Genomic DNA, 23016 nt, shown 5'->3' on the forward strand with positions numbered 1-23016 from the left:
GCCATGAGCAACGACGCCGCCGGCCCGCACCCCCGATTCATCGTCCTGCTCGCAGCGCTCGTGGCTCTGGGACCACTGTCCATCGACGGCTACCTGCCCGGACTGCCGGACCTCGCCGGCGACCTGCGCGCCGGCGCCGCGGCCACCCAGCTCACCATCACCGCCTGCCTGGCCGGGCTGGCCGTCGGGCAGCTGATCGCCGGGCCGCTGAGCGACACCTACGGCCGGCGGCGTCCGTTGCTGGCGGGCCTCGCCCTCTACACGCTCGCCAGCGCGCTCTGCGCGGTGGCGCCCGACGTCCGGACCCTCGTCGGCCTACGCCTGGTCCAGGGCATCGGCGGGGCGTTCGGCATCGTCATCGCCAACGCCATGGTCCGCGACCGCACCTCCGGAACCCGCACCGCACGTCTCTTCTCCGCACTGACCTTGATCACCGGCCTGGCGCCGGTGTTCGCGCCGGTCCTCGGCGGCCAGCTGCTGCGCGTCACGGCCTGGCCGGGGATCTTCGTGGCCCTGGCCGTACTCGGCGCCGTGATGCTGGCGGCCTGTGCCGCAGGACTGCCGGAGACCCGGCCCTCCGCGTCACGCGAGCCGCTGCCGGCTGTCGTCGGGCAGCTGCTCGGCGACCGGGTCTTCACCGGGTACGTCCTGGCCAACGGCCTGGTCTTCGCGGCGATGTTCGTCTACATCTCCGGCTCGCCGTTCGTCCTGCAGGAAATCCACGGCCTGTCACCGCAGCAGTACAGCGCCGTGTTCGCCGTCAACGCCGCCGGACTCGTCGCGGCCGCCCGGATCAGCGGCCGGCTGGTGGCCCGGGCCGGCGCCCGCGCGCTGCTGCTCGCCGGTCTGCTGGGCGCGACAGCCGGCGGCACCACGGTCCTGGGCGCGGTGCTGACACGGGCACCCCTGCCCGTGCTGCTGATCGGCCTGTTCGTCCTGGTCTCCAGCGTGGGCCTGGTCATGCCGAACGCCGCGGCCCAGGCCCTGGCCGGCCACGGCGGACACGCCGGGTCGGCCGCCGCCCTGCTCGGCTTCAGCCAGTTCATGTTCGGCGCGGCACTCGCTCCGCTGGCCGGCGCGGGTGGCGCCACCGACGCCTTGCCGATGGGAATCATCGTCGCCGTGCTGCCGGCGCTCGCCCTGCTCGCACTCGGCGTCCTCACCCGGTCGATGCCCGGTGAGCGCACCCGCAGGCCGGCTCGCCGAGGACCTGCCGGGCGCCGGCGACCGCGCCGGCACAGCGAGCACGGGCGGGCAGGTACACGGTGAATCGGGCCGGCGGCCCGGGTCGCGGTCCCCCCGGCACGATCACCTCAAGCTCGCGCAGAGCGGGGGGCACGAGGGTTGAGCAGGTGGACCATCGCGCGTGGCGCCGAGGCCGTCGCGACTGCCCGGTGTCGGCCACGGACGCCCCTGAACGTCATGGCGACCTGATCCCGCGCGCCGTGAGGTGAGCGCGGACGGCCCCGGGGCCCGCGGACGGCGGTCGCTCACCCCGCCCCGGCGCATGCCTCCGCCTCCGCCAGGTACCGCGCCACCGGGCCCAGGGTCAGCATGCCGCTGGCGGCGCCGGCGTGTTCTGCACAGGCATCACGCAGGGCAGCCGCAGCCCGGGCGGCGATTCCGCGCTCGCCGAGGCGTACGGCGGCACGGGCGGTCAGGCACCACATGACCTCCTGCAGGTGGTCACGCGGTGGTTCGGGCGCCGCGGTGAGGGCGGCACGCGCCTCCTCGACCCGGTCCTGGGCGAGCAGCACCAGCGGGCGCGCCCAGGGTAGGTACGGGCCCCAGTCGAGGTGCGGGTCGGTGGGCGCGGGCCGCTCGTGCAGCAGGCGCAGTCCCAGCAGGGCGAGCGGGAAAAGACCGCGGTGCAGCCCCGGCATTCCGGCCGTCCGGAGGGTGTCCTCGGCGGCGCGGTAGTGCGCTGCTGCCGTGGCGGCGGTCGGTCCGCCGGGTTCGGCGCTGCGGGCGGCCGTAGCCCGGGCCCTGAACCACCCGGTGAGGACGGGGACCAAGGGCGCCTCGGTGGCGGCGGCGAGCCGGTCGGCCGCATCGGCGTGCGAGGTCGCGGCATCGAGGTCGCCGAGGGCGGAGGCGGATTGCAGGCGGACGAGTCGGCCGAGTACGGCGAAGCTCGGCAGCCCGTGCCGGGTGGACAGGTCGAGGATCTCGGCGCCGATCCCGTCCCGTACTGCCGCGAGCCCGGGGCCGCTGAAGGACTGCAGGAACACCCCGTTGAGGGCGAAGGCCAGCAGGGCGGGATCGGCCAGGTCCCGTGCCAGCGCCTCTGCCTGACGCGCCGCCTGCTGCGCGTGCCTCAGCTCGGTCCCCGACAGATCGGCGCTGCGGCTCTCGACGGCGACCGTGGCCAGGAGGCGGGCGCGCAGGTCGGCGGGGCCGCCCGGGCCGAGCCCGGTGAGCGTGCGCTCGGCAGCAGCGACGACGGCGCGGGACTGCTCCGGGTCATCGGCCCGGCTCCAGATGGCGGGCACGTCGTAGGCGCCGATGATGCGGGCGGTCAGGGCGAGGTCGCCCGTGCGTTCCGCCGCCCGGACGGCGGCGAGGCGGTCGCGCCGCGAGTGGACGAGGGCGTCGCCACCCGCCAGTGCGAGGGTGCGGGCCAGATCCACGGTGGTGCGCGGGCCGAGCCGGACACCAGGGCCGGTCCACGCGGTACGCGCTCCTTCGGTGCGCGCGGACCCGTTGAGGATGTCCCGCTCCAGGCGCTGAAGGTCGCCACCGGGGTCGAGTCCGAGTTGGCCGACGAGCATCGTGCGGGCGCGGCGGAGGGCGGCCAGCGCGTCGGCCCGGCGGCCCGCGCGGTACAGCGCGCGGGCCACCAGCTCCCAGGCCGGCTCGCGCCACGGGTGTTCGGCGACATGGGCACCCAGTTCGGCGACGAGATCCGCCCCTTCCCCGGAGTCGAGGAGGATCCGGGCGCGCAGTTCCACCCCGTCCAACCTGAGCTCCTCCAGCCGGGCTTGCTCGCGCTGCGCCCACGGGGAGCCGGCCACATCGGCGTAGGCGGGTCCGCGCCAGGCCGCGAGTGCCGCGCCGAGATCGGTCACCGCGTCGGGCGTGCGGCGGGCCCGGGCCAGGGCGTCCTGGAACCGATGGACGTCCACGTCCTCGCGCGGCAGGCGCAGCGCGTAGCCGGGACCTTCGGTGACGATGACGCGCGGCGGATGGCGGGGCGGTCGGTCGGGTTCGAGGGCGCGGCGCAGCGCGGCGACGAAGGTACGCAGAGCGCCCACGGCCCGGGCCGGCGGATCGGTCCACAGGTCATCGACGAGGGTGTCGGTGGTGACCATCCGCCCCTCGGCGGCGACGAGCCGGGCGAGTACCTCGCGATGGCGGGGTCCGCCCAGGTCGACCGGGCTGCCGTCGTCGTGGAGGGCCCGCACCGCACCGAGCACGTCGATTCGCATGCTCCCATCCTCCGGGCCAGGGGCCGGCTGCGCCCAACCGTACTGATCGGCTGCTGATCGCTGTCGCCCAAGCTGATCCGGTCAAGTCCCCGACCCGCAAGGATGCTCCCTCATGACGCCCACCATTCCCGGCTTCGATCACCTCCGCCTGCCCGGCGCGGACGGTGTGGAGCTGGCTGCCGCCGTCGGCGGCAGCGGCAGCCCGGTCGTGCTGTTGCACGGTTTCCCCCAGACCCACCTGATGTGGCGGCACGTCGCCGGGCGTCTCGCCGACGAGCACACGGTGATCTGTCCCGACCTGCGGGGCTACGGCGCCAGTGACAAGCCGGCGGCCACCGACCCCGATGTGTACGCCAAGCGCACCATGGCCGCCGACGTCGTGACCCTGGCGGCGGCGCTCGGGCACGAGCGCTTCGCCCTCGTCGGCCACGACCGGGGCGCCCTGGTCGCCTTCCGGGCGGGGCTGGACCACCCGGAGACCATCACGCACCTGGGCATTCTCGACATCGTGCCGACGCTCGACATGTGGAACGTCCTGCACGGCGCCTCGGCGGCGGTCGGTTACCACCTCTTCCTGATGGCGCAGCCGCCGGGCCTGCCGGAGGCGATGATCGCAGGCAGTGCGGACGCGTTCTTCGGCTCGTTCCTCGACGCCTGGGCCAACGACCCGACCACCATGCCCGACGAGGTGCGTGCCGAATACCTGCGCGCGAGCGCCGCGGCGGTGACGTCGATCGTCGCGGACTACCGGGCCTCGGCGGACATCGACGTCACGCACGACCAGGCGGACCTGGACGCCGGGTCGCAGCTGGCCATGCCCGTGGCGGTCGTCCAGCAGGACTGGGGTGCGCAGCTCGGCTACGACGCTGTCGGGGTGTGGAAGGCATGGGCGCCGGATCTGGACCACCGGCTGACCCGAGCCGGGCACTTCATGGCCGAAGAGGCACCCGACGAGATCGCGGCCGCGATCCGGGACCTGCTGGCCCGCTGAGCCGCCTGCTCGCGACTCGTCGGCTGGGCTGGGCCACGGTCGGTCGGCGAGCGCCGACCGACCGCCGCCTGCGCGCGCTCGCCGGCCGCCCACTCCGCTGCCGGCCCGGCCCTCGCTCACCGACCACCACACCTACCGGGAGCTGCGCCGCCGGATGCGCCAGGACGCCACCGCCCGCCGGGCCGCGCTCGACGATGCCGCACCGAGCCCGAGCCCGCCCACCGGCCCGCAACCCCGGACATCCCGGCCACGATGACGAGCGGCATGTGACGGCCGTTCAGTGCGCGGCCACGAAGACATGCGCGGCGGCCCGTGCGGGAAGTTCCGCGGCCCCTTGTGAGGTGGTGACCGTGACGCCGTCGGGCGACTGTGTCACCTGTACGACGGCGCCGGGCTGCACCCCGGCGCGGCGCAGGGTGTGCATCAGCCGGAGGTCGGCCTGGATCGGCTCTCCGATGCGGTGTACGACCGCGCTCGCGCCGTCCGGGGCCCGCCCGAAGTCGTCGAGGCTGATCAATCCCTTCATTCCCTCCCCGGGGGACGGACCCGTGGTGTTCTTCCCGTCGAGCTCCTCCAGGCCCGGGATCGGGTTGCCGTAGGGGGACGTGGTCGGGTGTTGCAGCAGGTGCAGGACGCGGCGTTCGACGGCTTCGCTCATCACGTGTTCCCAGCGGCAGGCTTCGGTGTGGGCCTGTTCCCAAGCCAGGCCGATCACCTCGACGAGCAGGCACTCGGCGAGGCGGTGCTTGCGCATGACACGTGTGGCCAGTCGGCGGCCCCGGGCGGTCAGTTCCAGGTGCCGGTCGCGGGCGACGTGCAGCAGTTCGTCGCGCTCCATCCGGGCGACGGTCTGGCTGACGGTGGGTCCGCTCTGGTTCAGCTGCTCGGCGATGCGGGCACGCAGGGGGACCACGCCTTCCTCCTCGAGTTCCAGGATGGTGCGCAGGTACATCTCCGTGGTGTCGATGAGTTGGGACATGCTGCTGGTCAGGCGGGGGTCTCGGCGGTGGCGGTCAGGACTGCGCGGCCGAGGATGTGGCCGGCCATGGTGAAGCCGAGGACGGCGGGGGTGGCGTCGGCGGGCACGCCGATGGTGTCGACGTCGAGGGCGTGCACCACGATGAAGTAGCGGTGCGGGCCGTGGCCGGCCGGCGGGGCGGCGCCGATGAAGCGGGCCATGCGGGCGTCGTTGGGCAGCTGGAACGCGCCCTCGGGCAGGCCGGAGCCGGTGTCGTCGCCGGCACCCTCGAGCAGCTCGGTGACGGTGGCGGGGATGTCGGCGACCGCCCAGTGCCAGAACCCGGAGCCGGTGGGCGCGTCGGGGTCGTAGACGGTGACGGCGTAGCTACGGGTGCCTTCCGGAGCGCCGCTCCAGGACAGCTGCGGAGAGACGTCCTTCCCTCCCGGGATGCCGGAAAGGCCGGAGTACTGCTTGACCGACCAAGCGGCGCCGTCGGTGACGGTCGTGCTGGTGACGGTGAAGGACGCCGCCTCCGGGAGGCGGGCGAAGGGGTTGTTGGTGCTCATTGCATCGTTCCTTTTCAGACCGGATTGCGGGCGGCCGCGAAGGGGTCCGCCCGAGTGCCGTCCGGCGCGCAGCGGTGGCGATTCCGCATGCCGGCGACGACTTCGAATCGACCATAGCAGCAATAATCGATTATTTTCCAGATCGTCTATGGTGGTGGCATGACGACCCACACCGCGGCCGCCTCGGGGAAGCCGATGCTCTCCGAGCAGGTCTACACACGCCTGCGCGACGCGATCATGCGCGGACAGTACGTCCCCGGCGACGCCCTCAAACCGCAGGAACTCGCCAAGGAACAGGGCGTGAGCCTGGCCGTCGTGCGCGAGGCGCTGCTACGGGTGGTCGGCGAGGGCCTCGCCGACCGTCTCCCCAACCGCGGCTTCGCCGTCCCGGCCTTCTCCGACCGCCGCTGGCAGGAGATCGCGGAAGCCCGACGCACCATCGAACCGGTCATGCTGCGCATGTCCATCGAACGCGGCGACGTCGACTGGGAGACCCGCGTGCGGGCCACCCACCACCGGCTGGCCCGCACCCCTGCGTACGCGGAAGGGGAGGGCGAGTACTACAGCGCCGAATGGGCCGAAGCCCACCGCGCCTTCCACCGCACCCTGCTGGAAGGCTGCGGCAACGCCGTCCTGCTGGAGGCCTTCGACCGGATGTGGACCGCGAGCGAGCTGGCCCGCCGCTGGTCGGCGCACCGCGCCCCGGGCCGGGACGGCATCGCCGAACACCGCCGGCTGGAGGAGGCAACGCTGGCGCGCGACGCCGACACCGCCGCAGAACTACTCACCCAGCACCTCGCGCTGACCGCGAACGCCCTGACCGGCTGCCCCGACCACGGACCCGCGAACCACACCTGAGGCCTGTCCTAGGTGGAGGCGATGCCGGTCACGTCGGTGCGGTGAAGTCGCCGGTGGGTGTGATCGGTTGTCGGATCGGATCGCGTCGGAGGGTGCTGACGCCACCAGCCGGAGCCTGCAGGAGATCACCGATCGGAATATGACCGATGATCACCTCATGACATTCATGAACACCGCCGAGTCGGCGGGCGGCGCCGAGCGGCATGCCTCCTGGACCGAGCTCTTCTTCGACCTCGTCGTCGTCGCGGGCGTGTCGCAGTTGTCACACCTCCTGCACGAGGGCCCGACGGTCGCCGATCTCGCCCTGTACGTCCTGCTGTACCTCGCCTTCTGGATCGCCTGGGTCTGCTTCACCGTCTACGGGAACGTCGAGGGGGACCGCGCCCGGACGCCCAATCTCCTCCTGGCGATGCTCGGCCTCGCCGTGATGGTCGCGGCCGTCCCCGGGATCCGCGGTACCAGGCACCACCTCGCGTTCGTCGCCGCGTACGTCTTCCTGCGCTGGCTGTCCAGCCGGTTCTGGCGGCGCGGGCGGGTGGTGATGGACTGGCCGGTGGCCCAGATGGGTCTCGGTGTCCTGCCGTGGATCGTGTCGCTGTGGGTGGATGCTCCGTGGCGCTACTGGCTGTGGGCCCTGGGAATCGGGTTCGACCTGCTGGCCATATTCGCGGACGCCGGCAGCCGCATGCTGCGGGGCGCGCAGGAGTGGGCGGGGCGCCTCGTGCGGAAGAACGGCGACCGCGGGCGGCTGCCGGTGATCGAGGCGGCCTACGCCGATGTGCCGCACCTGATGGAGCGGCTGAGCCTCTACGTCATCATCGTGCTCGGCGAGGGGGTCATCCAGATCACCTCGGTCGCCGCCGACACCTCCTGGGACGTGCACCTGGCCGGCGCGGCGGTGGGTTCGTTCGCCCTGCTGTCCGGCCTGTGGAGCATGTCGCTGCTCTACGGCTTCGGTGGGATCCCGAAGACCGGCCCGCGCGATCTTCCGGTGCGGCTGGCCCTGTCCCTGCACTGCCTGACGACCTGCGCGCTCGCCTCCGTCGCCGCCGGCCTGGGCCTGGCCATCGCGCATCCGCACGACCCTGCGGGGAACAGCGTCCGGTGGCTGCTCTGCGCGGGCCTCATGGTGTACTTCGGCGTCAGCGTGCTGGCCGCCGTGGTCTCCGGTGCACGGTGGCAAGACATCCTCGGTTGGGCACTTCCCTGCCTGCTCCTGCTGTCGGCGCTCGGCGTCTTCGCCCGGCATCTCGGCGTCGGATGGCTGATCTGGGCGCTGGCGACCGCGGTCGGCTGGCAGCTCGTCTTCGCACCCGGGAAGCGCGGCGGCCTGTTGGAGCGCGCCTCTGCCTGACCCGCGCATCCGCCTGCCCGGGGTCTCCCGGGACGTCGGTGGCCCCACCTCTCGGCCGGCAGCTGCGCCTCGGACATCGCACAAGACAGGGTGATCGACAAATCGACAGCCCATCGCCAGTGGGTCGGCCCTCGGCCTGTTGCGCGGCACGGGCCACCGTGCGAACCCGGGCGCGACGGGGATTTCTCGGTACCCAGGAAGACGGAGGTGGGCACGGCCTCGAGCCGCCGCCGGTGATCGGTGCCGCGCCCGGCCGACGTGCCCGACGGCCCGAGATCGGAACGGCAGTTGCTACTTGTGGGGATCCCGGCCATCCGAGCCTCTCCGCCGGATAGGTTGTCGATCTGTGGAGCGACGGCCCATCAAACTCGTGGTCGATGTCCTGCTCATGGTGATCGGGACGCTGCTGGGCATGGCGACCAACTACGCGACCGGTCAAGCGGGCCATGTGCCGCTGCCGCTGCGGCTGTTGCGGGACTGGTCGGTGCCGTTGATCGGTGTCGCGTTGGTGCTTCTCGTCGGAGGCCGGATCGCGCTGCACCTTCTCGACCGGCCGTCGCCGGTGCGCCGGACATGGGACCAGGCCCAGCCTCCGTACCCGGGCCTGGAAGCCTTCACAGAGGACGACGCAGCCGTCTTCTTCGGGCGGGACCGGGAGATCGCCGACCTGGTCGGACGGCTGCACCCGGCGGCGCCGAGGCGGGCGCAGCGGTTCGTGACCGTGGTCGGGCCGTCGGGCAGTGGCAAATCGTCGCTGGTGCGGGCCGGGCTGCTGCCGGCGTTGGCCCGGCGGCGGGGACGCTGGGCGGTCGCAGCACCGTTCTCGCCAGGGGCGGCCCCGGTCGCCGCCCTGCAACAGCGACTGACCCAACTGCCGGCCGAGCGACCCGCATTGCTCGTCATCGACCAACTGGAGGAGTTGCTCACCCTGTCCGGGCCCGAGGAGCGCGACGCGTTCCTCGCCGCCGTACGGGACGCGCTGCGCCGTGACCCGCGGCTGTGGATGGTGGCCACTCTGCGCTCGGACTTCCTCACCGGGTTCCTGGAGTCCGGCCTCGCCGAGCTGGTGTGCGAGCCGACCATCGTCGGCACGCTCGCTCGGGACGCGCTGTACGAGGTCATCGAAAAGCCCGCCGAGCAGGCCGGGTTGACCTTCGCGCCCGGCGTCGTGGCCCGCATGGTCGACGACTGCGGAGGCGGCGACGCGCTGCCACTGCTCGCCTACACGCTCCAGGAGCTGTACCTGCGCGCCGGAGGGTCCGGCGGGACGGTGACCGAGGAAACCTACCGCGGCCTCGGCGGCGTCGCCGGAGCCCTGTCCGAGAGGGCCGACCGGATCGCCGCCGAGCTGGCGGACGCACCCGTGATCCCCACCCTGCTGCGGTTCGTCACCGTCGACGGCAATGAGGCCACCCGTCGGCGGGTCCGCCGCGGCGACCTCGCCCCGGATGAGCAGGAGGTCGCCGACGCCTTCGTCGCCGGACGCCTGCTCACCAGCGACGGGGGCGTACTGGACGTGGCGCACGAGGCGCTGTTCCGCCAGTGGGCGCCGCTGCGCCAGGCGGTCGTCGCGCGTACCGAGGACCTGCGCCGCCGCACCGAGCTGGAACGCTGGGTGCAGGACTGGGACCGCGCGCAGCGCCGGGACGCGTACCTCCTCACAGGGGAGCGGCTGTCCGTCGTACAGCGGTGGCTGGCGCAGTCGGCGCGGACGGTCGGCGCGACACCGCTGGTCGAGGAGTTCGTGGACCGGTCGCTACGCGCGGATCGGGCGGCGATGGAACGTGCCGCGAACGCGGTGGCCGTCCGGGCCCTCGAAGTCCTCGACACGGAGCCCGAGGCCGCCGTGCTCGCCGCCCTTGCGGCGGTCGAGGAGTGCGCGGCCACACCCGGCGCGGTCCAGGCGCTGCACACGGCCCTGGGCGCCTCACGGTTGCGCGCGGTGCTGCGCGGATTCGAACGCGGCGCATCCGCGGTGGCCTGGTCGCCGGACGCCCAGCGGCTGGCCGTGTCGAGCGACGACGGCACCGTCCGCGTGTGGCGCCCGGAGGGCGACGACCAACCGGTCGTGCTCGAGCGGGACGGCGCCCGGGTGCAAGCGGTGGTCTGGGCCCCCGACGGGCTCAGGCTTGCCGTCGGCTGCAGGGACTCCACCGTCCGCGTCCGGTCCACGGACACCTGGGCCGAACTGGCCGTCCTCCGCCACACGGCGGTGACCGGCGACCGGGAGCAGGGGGTCGGCGGTGTCGCCTGGTCATCCGACGGCACCCGCCTCGCGTCCGTCGGCAGCGACCGCGCCGTGCGGATCTGGGACACCGACACGTACACCGAATGCGCGGTGCTGCGCGGGCACGAGCGCATGGTCTGGAGCGTGACCTGGTCACCGGACGGAGAACACCTGGCCAGCGGCGGAGAAGACGGCACGGTGCGGGTCTGGGCCTCGGCCACGGCAGGCCTCGTCACGGTGCTCACCGATCACCGGAACAACATCGAGTCGGTCCGATGGTCGCCGGACGGCCGCCGGCTCGCTTCGGCCTCCGGTGACCGGACCGTTCGGATCTGGGACACCGTCGGATGGGAGGCGCAGCGGACGCTGGAGAACCCGGAGGTCATCAACTCCCTGGCCTGGTCCCCGGACGGCACCCGCCTGGCCGGTGGCGACGCGCACCGTACGGCCCACGTATGGAGCCTCGACGACACCGGTGGGGACGTCCGGCTCACCGACCACACGGACACCATCTACGGCGTCGCCTGGTCCCCCGACGGGAAGCGGCTGGCAACCGCCTCCCGCGACCGGACCGCGGCCGTGTGGGACGTCACCGAATCGACCGACGTCCTCGGCGGCCAGGCCGACGCGGTCCTCCACGTCGCCTGGGCGCCCGACGGGACGCGCATCGCCTCCGCCGGCCAGGACGGCTCCGTGCGTATCCGGGACCTCGCCACCGGCCGTACCACCCGCGTCCGGCGCGGAGGTGAGGTGTCCGCGGTGACATGGGCCCCGGACGGCACCCGTCTGGTCACCGCTCTGCGCGATGGCACGGCTGTCGTGTGGCGGGCGGACGGCAGCGGCGACGACATCGTCCTGAACGGGCATGCCGGCGAACTGTCCCACGTCACTTGGTCTCCCGACGGCAACCGCATGGCCACCGCCTCCCGCGACGGCACGGCTCGCATCTGGGACGCCGCCACCGGTGCGACCGTCCACATCCTGCGCGGCCACGCGGACTGGATCGGCGGTACGGCCTGGTCACCGGAGGGCCGCTACCTCGCCACGTCGAGCACGGACCGCACCGCCATCGTCTGGGACACCGCCGTCGGCACCGCCGTCACCACCCTGCACGGCCACCAGGACCACGTCTGGAGGGTCCACTGGTCACCCGACGGCCGCCGTCTGGTCACGGGCTCCCGCGACCACACGATTCGGCTGTGGGACCCGTTCGGCGGCACCGAACTCGCCGCCATGGCCGGCCACGAGGGCCCGGTCCAGGACGTCGCCTGGTCACCTGACGGCGCCTGCATCGCGTCCGTGTCCCGTGACCGCACGGTCCGGCTCTGGAACCCGGACACCGCCACCCAGGTCGCCGTACTCGGCGTCCACGCCGACTGGAGCAACAGCCTCGCCTGGCACCCTGACAGCAAGCGCCTCGCGACCGCCTCCCGCGACCGAACCGTACGCATCTGGACCCTGGCCGGACACGACGTCGACGGCCTGCTGCGGCGCGCCCGCAAGAGGGTGTTCCGGGAACTCAGCACCGAGGAGCGCCGCGCATTCCTGCTGCCGGACAAGCGCTGACACCCACGCTCCGCCCCGCCCCGTTGAACCGGTGATGTCGCGGGAGTGGTGACGAAGCCCGGCTGCGATGTCGGTGCGCCGGCGGCGCACGATCTGCACGGCCTGGGAAGCGTGTGGGAAGGGAAGGCTGGCAGCGGTGGTGCTCTTGATCCGGCGTATCTTGTCGCGGCTGCGGGCAGTTGCCCGGGGTGTGCCCAGGAGAAGGGCGACGTGGGGGGCCTCCCGGACTCAAGGCCCCCTGGTCGAACGCCGGGTGAGGTGCCCCGAAGAGCACCTGAGGGGCAGTCGGGCGGGAAGGTCCCGCTCGACTGCCCCTCGGACTGCTCTCCCGCATCGATCGCAGGGTTCACCCGGTCGGCACCACCGGCCCCGACGCGTTCGGCCCCCGCATCGCCGTGCGCCTGGCACCTCGGGTTCGGTCGCCGGCCTCCGCTCGCCCTGGGGCGATCAGGAAGGGGTCAGTGCCAGACCAGAGGTCCGCAGGTCTCGTAGGAGAAGTTGGTGTCGGAGAAGGGGGTGATGCAGGCGGTCACCCCGTGGACGCCGTCGCCGAAGTAGGCGTCACCGGTGGAGTACCCGTACCAGCCACCGGGCTTCGCCCATCCGCCGGTGTTCTTGTTCGTCTGGTCGATGCTGATGTAGCAGGGGCCCGAGACCGCGGCGTACGCCCAGTTGCCCGAGTCCTTCATGATGTAGCCGTTGCAGCCGTACGCCCACACGGACCCGCCGTCGTAGGTCGCGGCGGAGGCCTCGGCGGTGGACGCGAGCAGCGCACCGCCCGCGATGGCTCCCACGACGGCGAGCTTGACCTTCTTGCTGATCCTCACGTTGTCCTCCATGGGTGTTGGTTGTTCTCAAAGGCCTTCCGGTGTGCACCCCTCGGGCGCGACGCCGGTCGAACTCGGATGCTTCGTGGGGCCGGACGGGAACGGTGGTCGGCCGGCCTCGGGCGCGGCCGGCCTTCAGGCTGACGCCCGCAGGGCCGGGAGGTGCCGTGGACCGCGCCCGGCGCCACCCGCGCTGTCGGGGTCGTAGGCGCCGGCGGCGCTCCTGCGTCGCGTTCGGTGCCGTAGTGGTGCGGCTCGGCCGATCGGCTCAGCCGACGTACTCGGACGGCGAGAAGGCCTTGTAGTAGCCGCCGTTGACCACGATCTCGATCTGGCCCTGGACGTAGCCGTTGACGCTCGACGTCTGGGGGAGCCCGTAGCAGGTCATGTTGTAGAACGTCGCGTGCGACGGAAAGCTGCAGGCACCGTAGCCGTAGTAGTGCCCGCCGGAGTTGATGAACACGTTCGAGCCGCCGAAGGTGTTGCCGAAGCCCTGGCTGGTCACGTACGCGTGGGCCTGGTAGACGCCGTTGTTGATCGAGACGCACGCCTTGGCGTACACGCTGCCGCCCGGGACCACCTGGGTGGTGGGCCCGCAGAAGTCGCCGTTCCCAGCGACCGCTGCACTGGCAGGGGCAGCGAGCGCGGCGCCCCCCAGGACGAGGCCGCCGGTGAGAGCGGCGGCTGCGAGTCTGCTCCGGACGTTCAAGATCTCTCCTCTGCGGCAGCGACGTCCCGGCCCACGACGGGCCGGGATCGCCTGTGGTACCGCGTCGACGGCCGGCACCTTGCCTGCGCCGGTGCTACGCGAAGCGGCCCGACCAGGCTGCCCAGGGTGACCGGGTGATGTCCCGTTTCCCGCACGAACCCGTACACCCGCTCCTAGACTTTCCTGTCAGGGGCACGACCAATTCGGGGTGGGGGCGTCGTGAGCGAGCAACGGGACGGAATGCCGGATCCGAGCCGGTCCGAGGACCTCGCCCAGTTCATCGGGCTGCTCGGTGAGCTTCGTGCGTGGGCGGGAATGCCCTCGTACCGGTCGTTGGCCAAACGCGTCGGACCGCTGATGCGACCGGCCCGCACGGTCTCCGCGTCCACGGTCGTGGACGCGTTCAGACCCGATCGGCGGCGCCTGGACCTGGACATGGTCGTCGCCATCGTCCGGGCACTGGGGGTGAACGAGGCGGACACGGCCCGCTGGCGCGAGGCCTACGCCAACGTCCACCGACTGGCCAAGACCGGCGGGCCCGCGGGAGTACTCGGCCAGCTCCCCCCGGATCTGGCCACCTTCACCGGCCGCCGGGAACTCCTCGCCCAGCTCATCGAGACGGCCACCCGCCGCCGCATCCCGGACGCGGCGAACACAGTCGTGATCTCCGCGATCGAGGGCATGGCCGGAGTGGGCAAGACCCAGCTCGCCATCCGCGCCGCCCACGAGCTGGTACGCGCGGGCCACTACGCGGACCTCCAACTCCACGTGAACCTCCGAGGCTTCGACCCCGAGCTGCCACCCGCAGACCCCTCCACGGTGCTCGAGTCCTTCCTGCGCCACCTGGGCGTGCCCGCCCAGCAGATCCCCGCCGACAGGGACGGGCGGTCGGCGATGTACCGCGACCGGTTACGCACCCGCGCCGCGCTGATCCTGCTGGACAACGCCTCCGAGGAGGAACAGGTCCGCGACCTGATCCCGGCCAACCCCGGCTGCCTGGTCCTCATCACCAGCCGACGCAGCCTCGCCGGCCTCGACGGCGCGCATCCGCAGCCCGTCGACACCTTCTCCGAAGCAGAATCGCTGGACCTCCTGAAACGGATCGCCGGTCCCGACCGCGTCGCCGCGGAACCCGAAGCCGCAACACGCATCGTGGAGTACTGCGACCGCCTCCCGCTGGCCCTCGCCCTGGTAGCGGCCCGACTACGATCCCGGCCCGCCTGGACCCTCGAGGACCTGGGCAACCGGCTGCAGACCGGCCGCCTGGAAGCCATCCGCGCCGGCGGCCGGGCGCTGCGCCCCGTCTTCGACCTCTCCTACCAAGGCCTCACAGCACCGCTTCAGCGTGTCTTCCGTCTGCTCGGCTGCCATCCGGGCCCGGACGTCACCCCTGTCCTCGTCGCCGCCCTCGCGGGAATCCCCGTGAGTGATGCTGATGACGCCCTCGAATCGCTCCAGGACGAGAACCTCGTCCACCAGAGCACACCCGGCCGCTACGAACTCCACGACCTGCTGCGCCTGCTCGCGGTCGAACTGGCCGAAGCCGAACCGGAGCCGGACCCGGCCGCCCCACTGGCCCGACTGGCGGACTGGGCAGTGGCCACCGGCCACGCTGCGGCCGTAGCGATCAACACGCCGTCCCCGACCCTCGGCCCTCCCGACTGGTCCGTCGAGCCCGAGGCATTCGACAGCTACGAGGCGGGCCTGACCTGGTTCGACCGGGAACGGGAGAACCTCACCGCCATCCAGATGTCCGCCGCGAAAGCCGGACTTCACCGGCGGGTGTGGCAGATCGCCCTGGTGCAGAAGCAGTTCCGCGTCGTACGCCACCACTTCGACGACTACCTGGCCTTGCAACAACTCGCGGTCGAGGCCGCCCAGGCCTGCGGCGATCGAGCCGCTGAGGCGCTGATGCTGTCCGGCGTAGGCGGGATCCACTGGGCCACGGACCGGCTCGACGCGGCCGAGGAGAGCTACCTGAGGGCCCGGCAGGTCTACCGGGCCATCGGCGACCGGGCCGGCGAGGGCGGGGCGCTGGTCGATCTCGTCGCGGTCCAGGCGAGCCGGGGGGACTACAACCAAGCGGTCCACCAGTGCACCCAGGCACTCGAACTCCTCGACGGCCCACAGAGCCTTCGCCCTCGCGCGACAGCGCTACTGAACCGAGGCGTACTCCACGAGCGACTGGGACACGTCGCCCAGGCCGTCACCGACACCCACGAAGCCCTCGCGATCTACCGGCGGGTCGACGACCGCCGCAACGAGGCACTGGCCATCGGAAACCTCGCCTGGTACCACCTGGTGGACGGAGACACCGAATCCTCGATCCGTCTCTACCGCCAACAACAGGACCTCGGCCTGCACCTCGCGGACAACTTCCTCCAGGCCGACTCGTGCATGGGCATCGGCGAGGCCCATGCCACCGCCGGCCAGATCGGCAAGGCCCGGGACGTCTGGCAGGAAGCACTGCGCCTCTATCGGGAGATCCGCCATCCCCGGGCCGCAGCTGCACAACAGCGGCTCGACGCCACCACCGGTGAACCGGCCACCACCTGGACGCCCACAGACTGGAGCGCCCCCCAGGGGCAGGACTGACCGATCGCCTTGGAGTGATCCGCTGACCTGGCCGCCACGCCGGGGCGAGCAGCGCGCCGTGCCGGGCGGTACCGAGACCCGGCCCGGCCGCGCAGGGCACATCGTCAGGTGGCCGCCGTTGTCGGTGACGATCGCGGCCCCACAGCCGCCTGCGGGCGAGCGGGTGAGCGGGTGGCGTCGGCGTATGCGGGGGCCGAGCGGCAGGTCATCGATGTGCTGACCCGGGTCGAACCGGCAGCCGGGGATGGGGCCGGACGCACGCTTCTCGAGGTCCGCGAGGGTGAGGCGGGCGCGGGCGGAGTCTCTGTTCAAGGTTGCTACCAACCGGTACGTTCGCGGTGGGGAACCCCCTACTGCTCGGCGGGCGCGCCAGGAGGCACGATGACGATTCCGTTCCAGGTCCGGGTCCAGGCGGCGGCCGTGAAAGCGGCCTACGCGTTGCCCGGCCCGCTGCGGAGGCTGATCGCGGGCGCGCCGGTGCGGCGGGACGGCCAGGAGCTGGCGCTGGACGCGCAGTTGCTGCTGCGCCTGCAGCAGCTCTCGGGTACGCACCTGGTCAGCCCCGGCGGGGTCGCGCACTCGCGGGCGGCGCTGGATCTGGGGCGGCATCTGGTGAGCGGCGCGCCGATCGAGCCGGTGGCGACGCGGGAGATCCGCATCCCCGTCGAGTACGGCGAGATACCGGCCACCCTGTACACGCCGGCCGGGCTCGCCGAGCCGTCCGGGCTGCTGGTCTTCTTCCACGGCGGAGGCTGGGTGCTCGGCACCCGGACGAGCCACGACAACACCGCGCGGTTCCTCGCCCAGCGGGCGGGCGTGCGAGTGCTGTCCGTCGAGTACCGGCTCGCTCCCGAGCACATCTTCCCCGCGGCCGTGGACGACGCGCTGGCCGCCTTCGACTTCGCCCACGCCAAGGCCGCCGACCTCGGCAGCGACCCGGCGCGGATCGCGGTCGGCGGCGACAGCGCGGGCGGCAACCTGGCCGCCGTGACCGCCCAGCTGGCCGCCCGGCGCGGTGGGCCCGCACCGGTGTTCCAGCTGCTGTTCTACCCGACCACCGACGCGTCGAGGCACCGGCGCTCGCGTGAGCTCTTCGCCGACGGGTTCTTCCTTACCAGCGGGCACATGGACTGGTTCGCCGACCACTACGCGCCCGAAGGCGTGGACCGTACCGATCCCCGGCTCTCGCCGCTGCTCGCCACCGACCTGGCCGGACTGCCGCCCGCGTACATCGCGACGGCGGGCTTCGACCCGCTGCGCGACGAGGGCGAGGCATACGCGCAGCGGCTGGCGGACGCGGGAGTGGTGGTCGCGCTCAGCCGCCAGCCGGACCTCATCCACGGGTACATCAACTTCCTGGGTGTCGGCCGGCGTTTCCGCGAGGCGACGGCGGAGGCGGCCGGTGCGCTTCGGCTGGCGCTGGCAGCGGCCTGAGGTTCGGCATGTGGACTGCCCCGGCAGTCGCAGCCGGCCGACCAGGAGCTCTCCGAATCGGTGGACCGGACGGAACGCCACGATCCCGAGTGTGGGCCGATTCGGAGCACGAACACGCTCGATGTGATCGCACCGCGGCCCGGTACGCCCCTGGATGATCGACCGAGGTCAGCCTCTTGACCGCTGTGGACTCAGCCACTAGTTTGCGGTGGAAGTCGACCCATAACCGCCGAAAGGAGGCGACCAGCGGATGTACATCAACTCCGATCTCGGTCGCCTCGCCCGGCGCACGGCCTGGGTTCCGGGCCGGATCGCGCACGGCTGCTGAGTACGCCGTCTCCGATGTGCCCGTGCGTGGCGCATTCGGGGCCTCCCGCCGCAACCTCCGGAACCCTCCCGGAACGTCGTTGTGGCGTGCCGTCCTGCGCCCGCTCCTCTCACGTGACCTCCCGCCACGCCGCTGTGGCGCGCCATTGTGCGCCCGTTCCTCCCACGTGGCGAGTCCGAATACAGGAAGCTGCCTGACATTGGCGAAGACGATGAATCGACCGACCGCGCACCGAAACGAAGACCTGTCATGGTAGCGGCGCGGATCACGGTCAACGGGAAAGAAGCACCGATTTCACCGGCTGCGCCCCACACCACGGTGCTGGCCTTTCTTCGCGAGCGTGGCCTCACCGGCACCAAGGAGGGCTGCGCCGAGGGCGAATGCGGGGCCTGTTCGGTGCTGGTGGCCCGTCCCGGGGTGAACAAGCCCACCGACTGGGTGGCGGTCAACGCCTGCCTGGTCCCGGTCGCGGCGCTCGACGGTCAGGAGATCATCACCTCCGAAGGTCTGGCCACCGCCGGTGAACCCGGCAAACCGCCCACCCTGCACCCGGTGCAGGCGGAGATGGCGGTCCGCGGCGGCTCCCAATGCGGTTACTGCACACCGGGATTCGTCTGCAGCATGGCTGCCGAGTACTACCGGCCCGACCGCTGCGCGCACGCGGACCCGGCCGACGGCACCGACCACGAGCAGGGACCGAACGGTTTCGATCTGCACGCGTTGAGCGGAAACCTGTGCCGCTGCACCGGCTATCGCCCGATTCGCGATGCCGCGTTCGCCGTCGGTATGCCCACCGACGAGGACCCGCTGGCACAGCGTCGCGAGCAGTCCCCGCCGACACCGGTTGCCACCGAATACGTCCAGGACGACAGCGAGTTCCTGCGGAGGAGCACCCTCGCCGAGACACTGCAGCTGCTGCGCGAGCGGCCCGGTGCGGTGGTGGTCGCCGGCTCCACCGATTGGGGTGTGGAGGTGAACATCCGTTCCCGCCGGGCGGATTGCGTGGTCGCCGTCGACCGGCTGTCCGAACTGCGCGAACTGCGCGTCGAGTCCGACCACGTCGAGATCGGGGCGGCGCTGACGCTCACCGAGATCGAGCGCCACCTCGACGGCGGCATCCCGCTGCTGGCAGAGCTGTTCCCGCAGTTCGCATCCCGGCTCATCCGCAACACCGCGACGCTCGGCGGCAACCTGGGTACCGGCTCGCCCATCGGTGACAGCCCGCCGGTGCTGCTCGCGTTGGAGGCATCGGTGGTGCTCGCCGACGCCGACGGCCGGCGCGAGGTGCCGCTGGCGGACTACTTCACCGGCTACCGCCAGAGCGTGCGCCGTCCCGGTGAGCTGATCCGCGCGGTGCGCATCCCGCGGCCGCTGTCGCCGGTCACGGCCTTCCACAAGGTCGCCAAGCGGCGATTCGACGACATCTCCAGCGCGGCGGTCGCTCTCGCGCTCGACATCGAGGACGGGATCGTCCGCAAGGCACGCATCGGCCTGGGCGGCGTGGCCGCCACCCCGATCCGCGCGCTCACCACCGAAGCGGTGCTGGAGGGCAGGCCGTGGGCGGCGGAGACCGTCGAGGCCGCTGCCCGGGTGCTCCAGGCCGAGGGCACGCCGATGGACGATCACCGCGCCAGTGCCGCCTACCGCTCCGCGATGCTCGGCCAGAGCCTGCTGAAGCTGTACGCACGGACCACCGAGGCGGTGTCGTCATGAGCCGGCTGTCCGAACGCCCCGAAAAGCCTGTCGTCGGCGTCCCGGTACCGCACGAGAGCGCCGTCCTGCACGTCACCGGCAACGCGCTCTACACCGACGACCTGATCCATCGCACCAAGGACGTACTGCACGCCTACCCCGTCCAGGTCATGAAGGCCCACGGCCGGATCACCGTGCTGCGCACCGAGCCCGCGCTCGCCGTACCCGGTGTCGTCCGTGTGCTGACCGGTGCGGACGTGCCCGGCGTCAACGACGCCGGAATGAAGCACGACGAACCGCTGTTCCCCGACGAGGTCATGTTCCACGGCCACGCGGTCGCCTGGGTGCTCGGCGAGACCCTGGAAGCGGCCCGGCTCGGTGCGGCGGCCGTGGAGGTGGAGCTCGACGAACGGCCCTCACTGATCACCCTGCAGGAAGCGATCGCGGCGGGCAGTTTTCACGGCGCCCGGCCCGTGCTGCTGACCGGCGACGTCGACGCGGGCTTCGCCGACTCCGCGCACGTGTTCACCGGCGAGTTCCAGTTCTCCGATCAGGAGCACTTCTACCTCGAGACGCACGCGGCGCTGGCCCACATCGACGAGGCCGAGCAGGTGTTCGTCCAGAGCAGCACCCAGCATCCCTCGGAGACCCAGGAGATCGTCGCGCACGTGCTCGGTCTGCCCAGCCACGAGGTGACCGTGCAGTGTCTGCGGATGGGCGGCGGCTTCGGCGGCAAGGAGATGCAGCCGCACGGGTTCGCGGCCGTCGCCGCGCTCGGCGCCAGACTGACCGGTCGGCCGGTTCGGGTGCGGCTCAACCGTACCCAGGATCTGACTATGTCCGGCAAGCGGCACGGGTTCAACGCCACCTGGAAGATCGGCTTCGACGCCGACGGCCGGATCCAGGCCCTGGACGCCACGCTGACCGCGGACGGCGGCTGGAGCCTGGACCTCTCCGAGCCGGTGGTGGCCCGTGCGCTGTGCCACATCGACAACACCTACTGGATCCCCAACGCGCGCATCGCCGGTCGCATCGCCAAGACCAACAAGGTCTCCAACACCGCCTTCCGCGGCTTCGGCGGACCGCAGGGCATGCTGGTGATCGAGGACATCATGGGCCGGTGCGCGCCGCTGCTCGGCCTCGATCCGACGGAGCTGCGGGAGCGCAACTTCTACCGGCAGGGTCAGTCGACGCCGTACGGACAGCCGGTCGTTCACCCCGAACGGATCACCGCCGTCTGGCAACAGGTCCAGGACAACGCCGGCATCACCGATCGCAGGCGCGAGATCGCCGCCTTCAACGCCTCGAACCCGAACACCAAGCGGGCACTTGCGATCACCGGCCTCAAGTTCGGGATCTCCTTCAACCTCACCGCCTTCAACCAGGGCGGCGCGCTGGTGCTGATCTACAAGGACGGCTCGGTCCTGATCAACCACGGCGGCACCGAGATGGGCCAGGGCCTGCACACCAAGATGCTGCAGGTGGCCGCGACCACGCTGGGCATCCCGCTGCCCAAGGTGCGACTGGCCCCGACGCGAACGGACAAGGTGCCCAACACCTCTGCCACCGCCGCCAGTGCCGGGGCGGATCTCAACGGTGCGGCGGTGAAGAACGCCTGCGAGCAACTGCGCGACCGGCTGCTGCAGGTGGCCGGCACCCAGCTGGGCTCGCATGCCTCGGATGTACGGATCGTCGAGGGCGTCGCGCGTGCCCTGGGCAGCGACAAGGAGCTGGCCTGGGACGACCTGGTGCGCACCGCGTACCTCCAGCGGGTCCAGCTGTCGGCGGCCGGTTTCTACCGGACCGAGGGTCTGCACTGGGACGCGAAGGCTTTCCGGGGTTCGCCGTTCAAGTACTTCGCCCATGGCGCCGCCGCGGCCGAGGTGGAGGTGGACGGCTTCACCGGCGCCTACCGCATCCGGCGGGTGGACATCGTGCACGACGTCGGCGACAGCCTGTCCCCGATGATCGACATCGGTCAGGTCGAGGGTGGTTTCGTGCAGGGAGCGGGCTGGCTGACGCTCGAGGACCTGCGCTGGGACGCCAGTGACGGGCCGAACCGCGGCCGGCTGCTGACCCAGGCCGCGAGCACCTACAAGCTGCCGAGCTTCTCGGAGATGCCGGAGGAGTTCAACGTCACGCTTCTGGAGAACGCCACCGAAGAGGGCGCGGTGTACGGGTCCAAGGCGGTGGGTGAGCCTCCGCTAATGCTGGCGTTCTCGGTGCGGGAAGCGTTGCGGCAGGCCGCCGCCGCCTTCGGGCCGAGCGGTGTCAGCGTCGAGCTGGCCTCACCCGCGACACCGGAGGCGGTCTACTGGGCGATCCAGGCGGCCCGCCAGGGCGATGCCTCACGCAACGGTGACGCCCGCAACGGTGACGCCCGTAGCGGCCGAACCCGCAACGGGTCTGCCACCAACGGCCAGGCCGGAAGCGGGCACATCGCCGTCGGCAGGATCCAATCCGATGCACAAGCGTGGAGCGGTGCCTGACATGACGTGGGTCGCCGCGGTGGCACGGCTGCGAGCACGCCGGGAGGCCGGAGTGCTGGTGACCGTCGCGACCGTGCGCGGCCACGCGCCGCGCGACGCCGGTGCGAAACTCGTGGTCGGGCAGACCGAGACGTGGGGCTCGATCGGTGGCGGCAATGTCGAGGCCGTCGCGATCGACCGGGCGCGAGAGCTGATCGCCGCGTCCAAGCCCGCGCCGGAGCTGATCGACTTCGCCCTGAACGACAAGGTGGTCAACCAGCACGGCGTGCAGTGCTGCGGCGGCACGGTCTCGGTGCTGCTCGAACCGCTGCCGACGGTACGAGCGGTGGCGATCTTCGGCGTCGGGCACGTGGGGCTGGAACTGGCGCGCATCCTCGCACGCCAGGACCTCGACCTCCATCTGATCGACACCCGCTCCGACATCCTCACCGAGGAGCGGCTCGACGTGCTGGCAGACGCGGTGGCGCAGGTGACCGTGCAGCACACACCGCTGCTGCCCGAGGAGGTGCTGGCGGAGTTGCCGCGCGGCACCCACGTCCTGATCATGACTCATGATCACGCCGAGGACGCCGCGCTGTGCGACGCCGCCTTGCGCACAACCCATCTCGGCTCCATCGGGCTGATCGGGTCGGCGGCCAAGTGGGTGCGGTTCCGCAAGCGCCTCGCCACCGAGGGCGGTCACGACCAGGCCAGCATCGACCGGATCAAGACCCCGATCGGGCTGGCCGACATCACCGGCAAGGATCCGGCGACCATTGCCGTGAGCGTCGCTGCCGATCTGCTGCGCACCTTCGAAGCCGAAGGATACTGACTCCCCACTGCGTTCGCGAAGACGGGGTGATCGTTTGCCGGCGACGACAGCTCCACCATGCTGTCCTTCCACCCGGCGGACAGCGTCGCCGCCGGGGCACTGATCGCTTCGCCCGTCGGTATGGACCCGGACCCGCCGACCCGTCCTCGAGCAGGCCGCTGGCAGAGCCTGGTACACGGG

The 23016-nt window shown here is 71.9% G+C and carries 15 protein-coding genes; 10 read left to right on the plus strand and 5 right to left on the minus strand.

Translation table 11 applies throughout. From position 1 onward, the window contains the following. Positions 1-3: 3 nt before the first annotated feature. Positions 4-1269, plus strand: a complete 1266-nt coding sequence (locus tag AC2TEW_RS05165; RefSeq protein ID WP_484622104.1) for a multidrug effflux MFS transporter — start codon at positions 4-6, stop codon at positions 1267-1269. Between the two features lie 221 nt (positions 1270-1490). Here AC2TEW_RS05165 and AC2TEW_RS05170 read toward each other — a convergent pair whose 3' ends face one another. After that, on the minus strand, positions 1491-3428 hold the full coding sequence (locus tag AC2TEW_RS05170; protein WP_484622105.1) for an AfsR/SARP family transcriptional regulator: 1938 nt from the start codon (positions 3426-3428) through the stop codon (positions 1491-1493). Between the two features lie 112 nt (positions 3429-3540). Here AC2TEW_RS05170 and AC2TEW_RS05175 point away from each other — a divergent pair, with 112 nt between their 5' ends. Further along, a complete protein-coding gene (locus AC2TEW_RS05175; RefSeq protein WP_484622106.1) occupies positions 3541-4419 on the plus strand; it encodes an alpha/beta fold hydrolase in 879 nt (292 codons plus the stop codon). A 277-nt stretch (positions 4420-4696) separates the two neighbouring features. Here the strand turns inward: AC2TEW_RS05175 and AC2TEW_RS05180 are convergent, their stop codons facing one another. Further along, positions 4697-5398: an iron-dependent transcriptional repressor DtxR gene (locus AC2TEW_RS05180; RefSeq protein WP_484622107.1), complete on the minus strand. Its 702-nt coding sequence runs from the start codon at positions 5396-5398 to the stop codon at positions 4697-4699. Between the two features lie 8 nt (positions 5399-5406). After that, entirely contained in the window at positions 5407-5946 is a 540-nt protein-coding gene (locus AC2TEW_RS05185; RefSeq protein WP_484622108.1) for a YbhB/YbcL family Raf kinase inhibitor-like protein, read from the minus strand. 159 nt (positions 5947-6105) lie between these two features. Here AC2TEW_RS05185 and AC2TEW_RS05190 point away from each other — a divergent pair, with 159 nt between their 5' ends. The 3 genes from AC2TEW_RS05190 (at position 6106) to AC2TEW_RS05200 (ending at position 11951) form a co-directional block, all read left to right on the plus strand. After that, positions 6106-6804, plus strand: coding sequence for a GntR family transcriptional regulator (locus tag AC2TEW_RS05190; RefSeq protein ID WP_484622109.1), 699 nt, complete (start codon positions 6106-6108; stop codon positions 6802-6804). A 157-nt stretch (positions 6805-6961) separates the two neighbouring features. After that, positions 6962-8158: a low temperature requirement protein A gene (locus AC2TEW_RS05195; protein WP_484622110.1), complete on the plus strand. Its 1197-nt coding sequence runs from the start codon at positions 6962-6964 to the stop codon at positions 8156-8158. A 346-nt stretch (positions 8159-8504) separates the two neighbouring features. Next, complete coding sequence (locus tag AC2TEW_RS05200) at positions 8505-11951, plus strand: NACHT and WD repeat domain-containing protein (RefSeq protein ID WP_484622111.1); 3447 nt, start codon at positions 8505-8507, stop codon at positions 11949-11951. Positions 11952-12409: 458 nt separating this feature from the next. Here AC2TEW_RS05200 and AC2TEW_RS05205 read toward each other — a convergent pair whose 3' ends face one another. After that, entirely contained in the window at positions 12410-12778 is a 369-nt protein-coding gene (locus AC2TEW_RS05205) for a hypothetical protein (RefSeq protein ID WP_484622112.1), read from the minus strand. Positions 12779-13046: 268 nt separating this feature from the next. After that, on the minus strand, positions 13047-13487 hold the full coding sequence (locus AC2TEW_RS05210; RefSeq protein ID WP_484622113.1) for a hypothetical protein: 441 nt from the start codon (positions 13485-13487) through the stop codon (positions 13047-13049). Positions 13488-13706: 219 nt separating this feature from the next. Between AC2TEW_RS05210 and AC2TEW_RS05215 the strand changes: the two genes are divergently transcribed. The 5 genes from AC2TEW_RS05215 (at position 13707) to xdhC (ending at position 22836) form a co-directional block, all read left to right on the plus strand. After that, entirely contained in the window at positions 13707-16082 is a 2376-nt protein-coding gene (locus AC2TEW_RS05215; RefSeq protein WP_484622114.1) for an NB-ARC domain-containing protein, read from the plus strand. Between the two features lie 381 nt (positions 16083-16463). Further along, complete coding sequence (locus tag AC2TEW_RS05220) at positions 16464-17516, plus strand: alpha/beta hydrolase (protein ID WP_484622115.1); 1053 nt, start codon at positions 16464-16466, stop codon at positions 17514-17516. A gap of 577 nt (positions 17517-18093) precedes the next feature. Next, positions 18094-19557, plus strand: a complete 1464-nt coding sequence (locus AC2TEW_RS05225; protein ID WP_484622393.1) for a xanthine dehydrogenase small subunit — start codon at positions 18094-18096, stop codon at positions 19555-19557. Next, entirely contained in the window at positions 19554-22025 is a 2472-nt protein-coding gene (gene xdhB / locus AC2TEW_RS05230) for a xanthine dehydrogenase molybdopterin binding subunit (RefSeq protein WP_484622116.1), read from the plus strand. The genes AC2TEW_RS05225 and xdhB overlap by 4 nt, the downstream gene beginning before the upstream one ends. A gap of 1 nt (position 22026) precedes the next feature. Further along, a complete protein-coding gene (xdhC, locus tag AC2TEW_RS05235; protein ID WP_484622117.1) occupies positions 22027-22836 on the plus strand; it encodes a xanthine dehydrogenase accessory protein XdhC in 810 nt (269 codons plus the stop codon). The last annotated feature ends 180 nt before the right edge of the window (positions 22837-23016 follow it).

It is taken from the genome of Kitasatospora sp. NEAU-CNBT7 (assembly GCF_057220535.1).

Coding starts and splice junctions, on each gene's coding strand:
- AC2TEW_RS05165 (WP_484622104.1), top strand. CDS start 4: ATGAGCAACGACGCCGCCGGCCCGCACCCCCGATTCATCGTCCTGCTC.
- AC2TEW_RS05170 (WP_484622105.1), bottom strand. CDS start 3,428: ATGCGAATCGACGTGCTCGGTGCGGTGCGGGCCCTCCACGACGACGGC.
- AC2TEW_RS05175 (WP_484622106.1), top strand. CDS start 3,541: ATGACGCCCACCATTCCCGGCTTCGATCACCTCCGCCTGCCCGGCGCG.
- AC2TEW_RS05180 (WP_484622107.1), bottom strand. CDS start 5,398: ATGTCCCAACTCATCGACACCACGGAGATGTACCTGCGCACCATCCTG.
- AC2TEW_RS05185 (WP_484622108.1), bottom strand. CDS start 5,946: ATGAGCACCAACAACCCCTTCGCCCGCCTCCCGGAGGCGGCGTCCTTC.
- AC2TEW_RS05190 (WP_484622109.1), top strand. CDS start 6,106: ATGACGACCCACACCGCGGCCGCCTCGGGGAAGCCGATGCTCTCCGAG.
- AC2TEW_RS05195 (WP_484622110.1), top strand. CDS start 6,962: ATGACATTCATGAACACCGCCGAGTCGGCGGGCGGCGCCGAGCGGCAT.
- AC2TEW_RS05220 (WP_484622115.1), top strand. CDS start 16,464: ATGACGATTCCGTTCCAGGTCCGGGTCCAGGCGGCGGCCGTGAAAGCG.
- AC2TEW_RS05225 (WP_484622393.1), top strand. CDS start 18,094: ATGGTAGCGGCGCGGATCACGGTCAACGGGAAAGAAGCACCGATTTCA.
- xdhB (WP_484622116.1), top strand. CDS start 19,554: ATGAGCCGGCTGTCCGAACGCCCCGAAAAGCCTGTCGTCGGCGTCCCG.
- xdhC (WP_484622117.1), top strand. CDS start 22,027: ATGACGTGGGTCGCCGCGGTGGCACGGCTGCGAGCACGCCGGGAGGCC.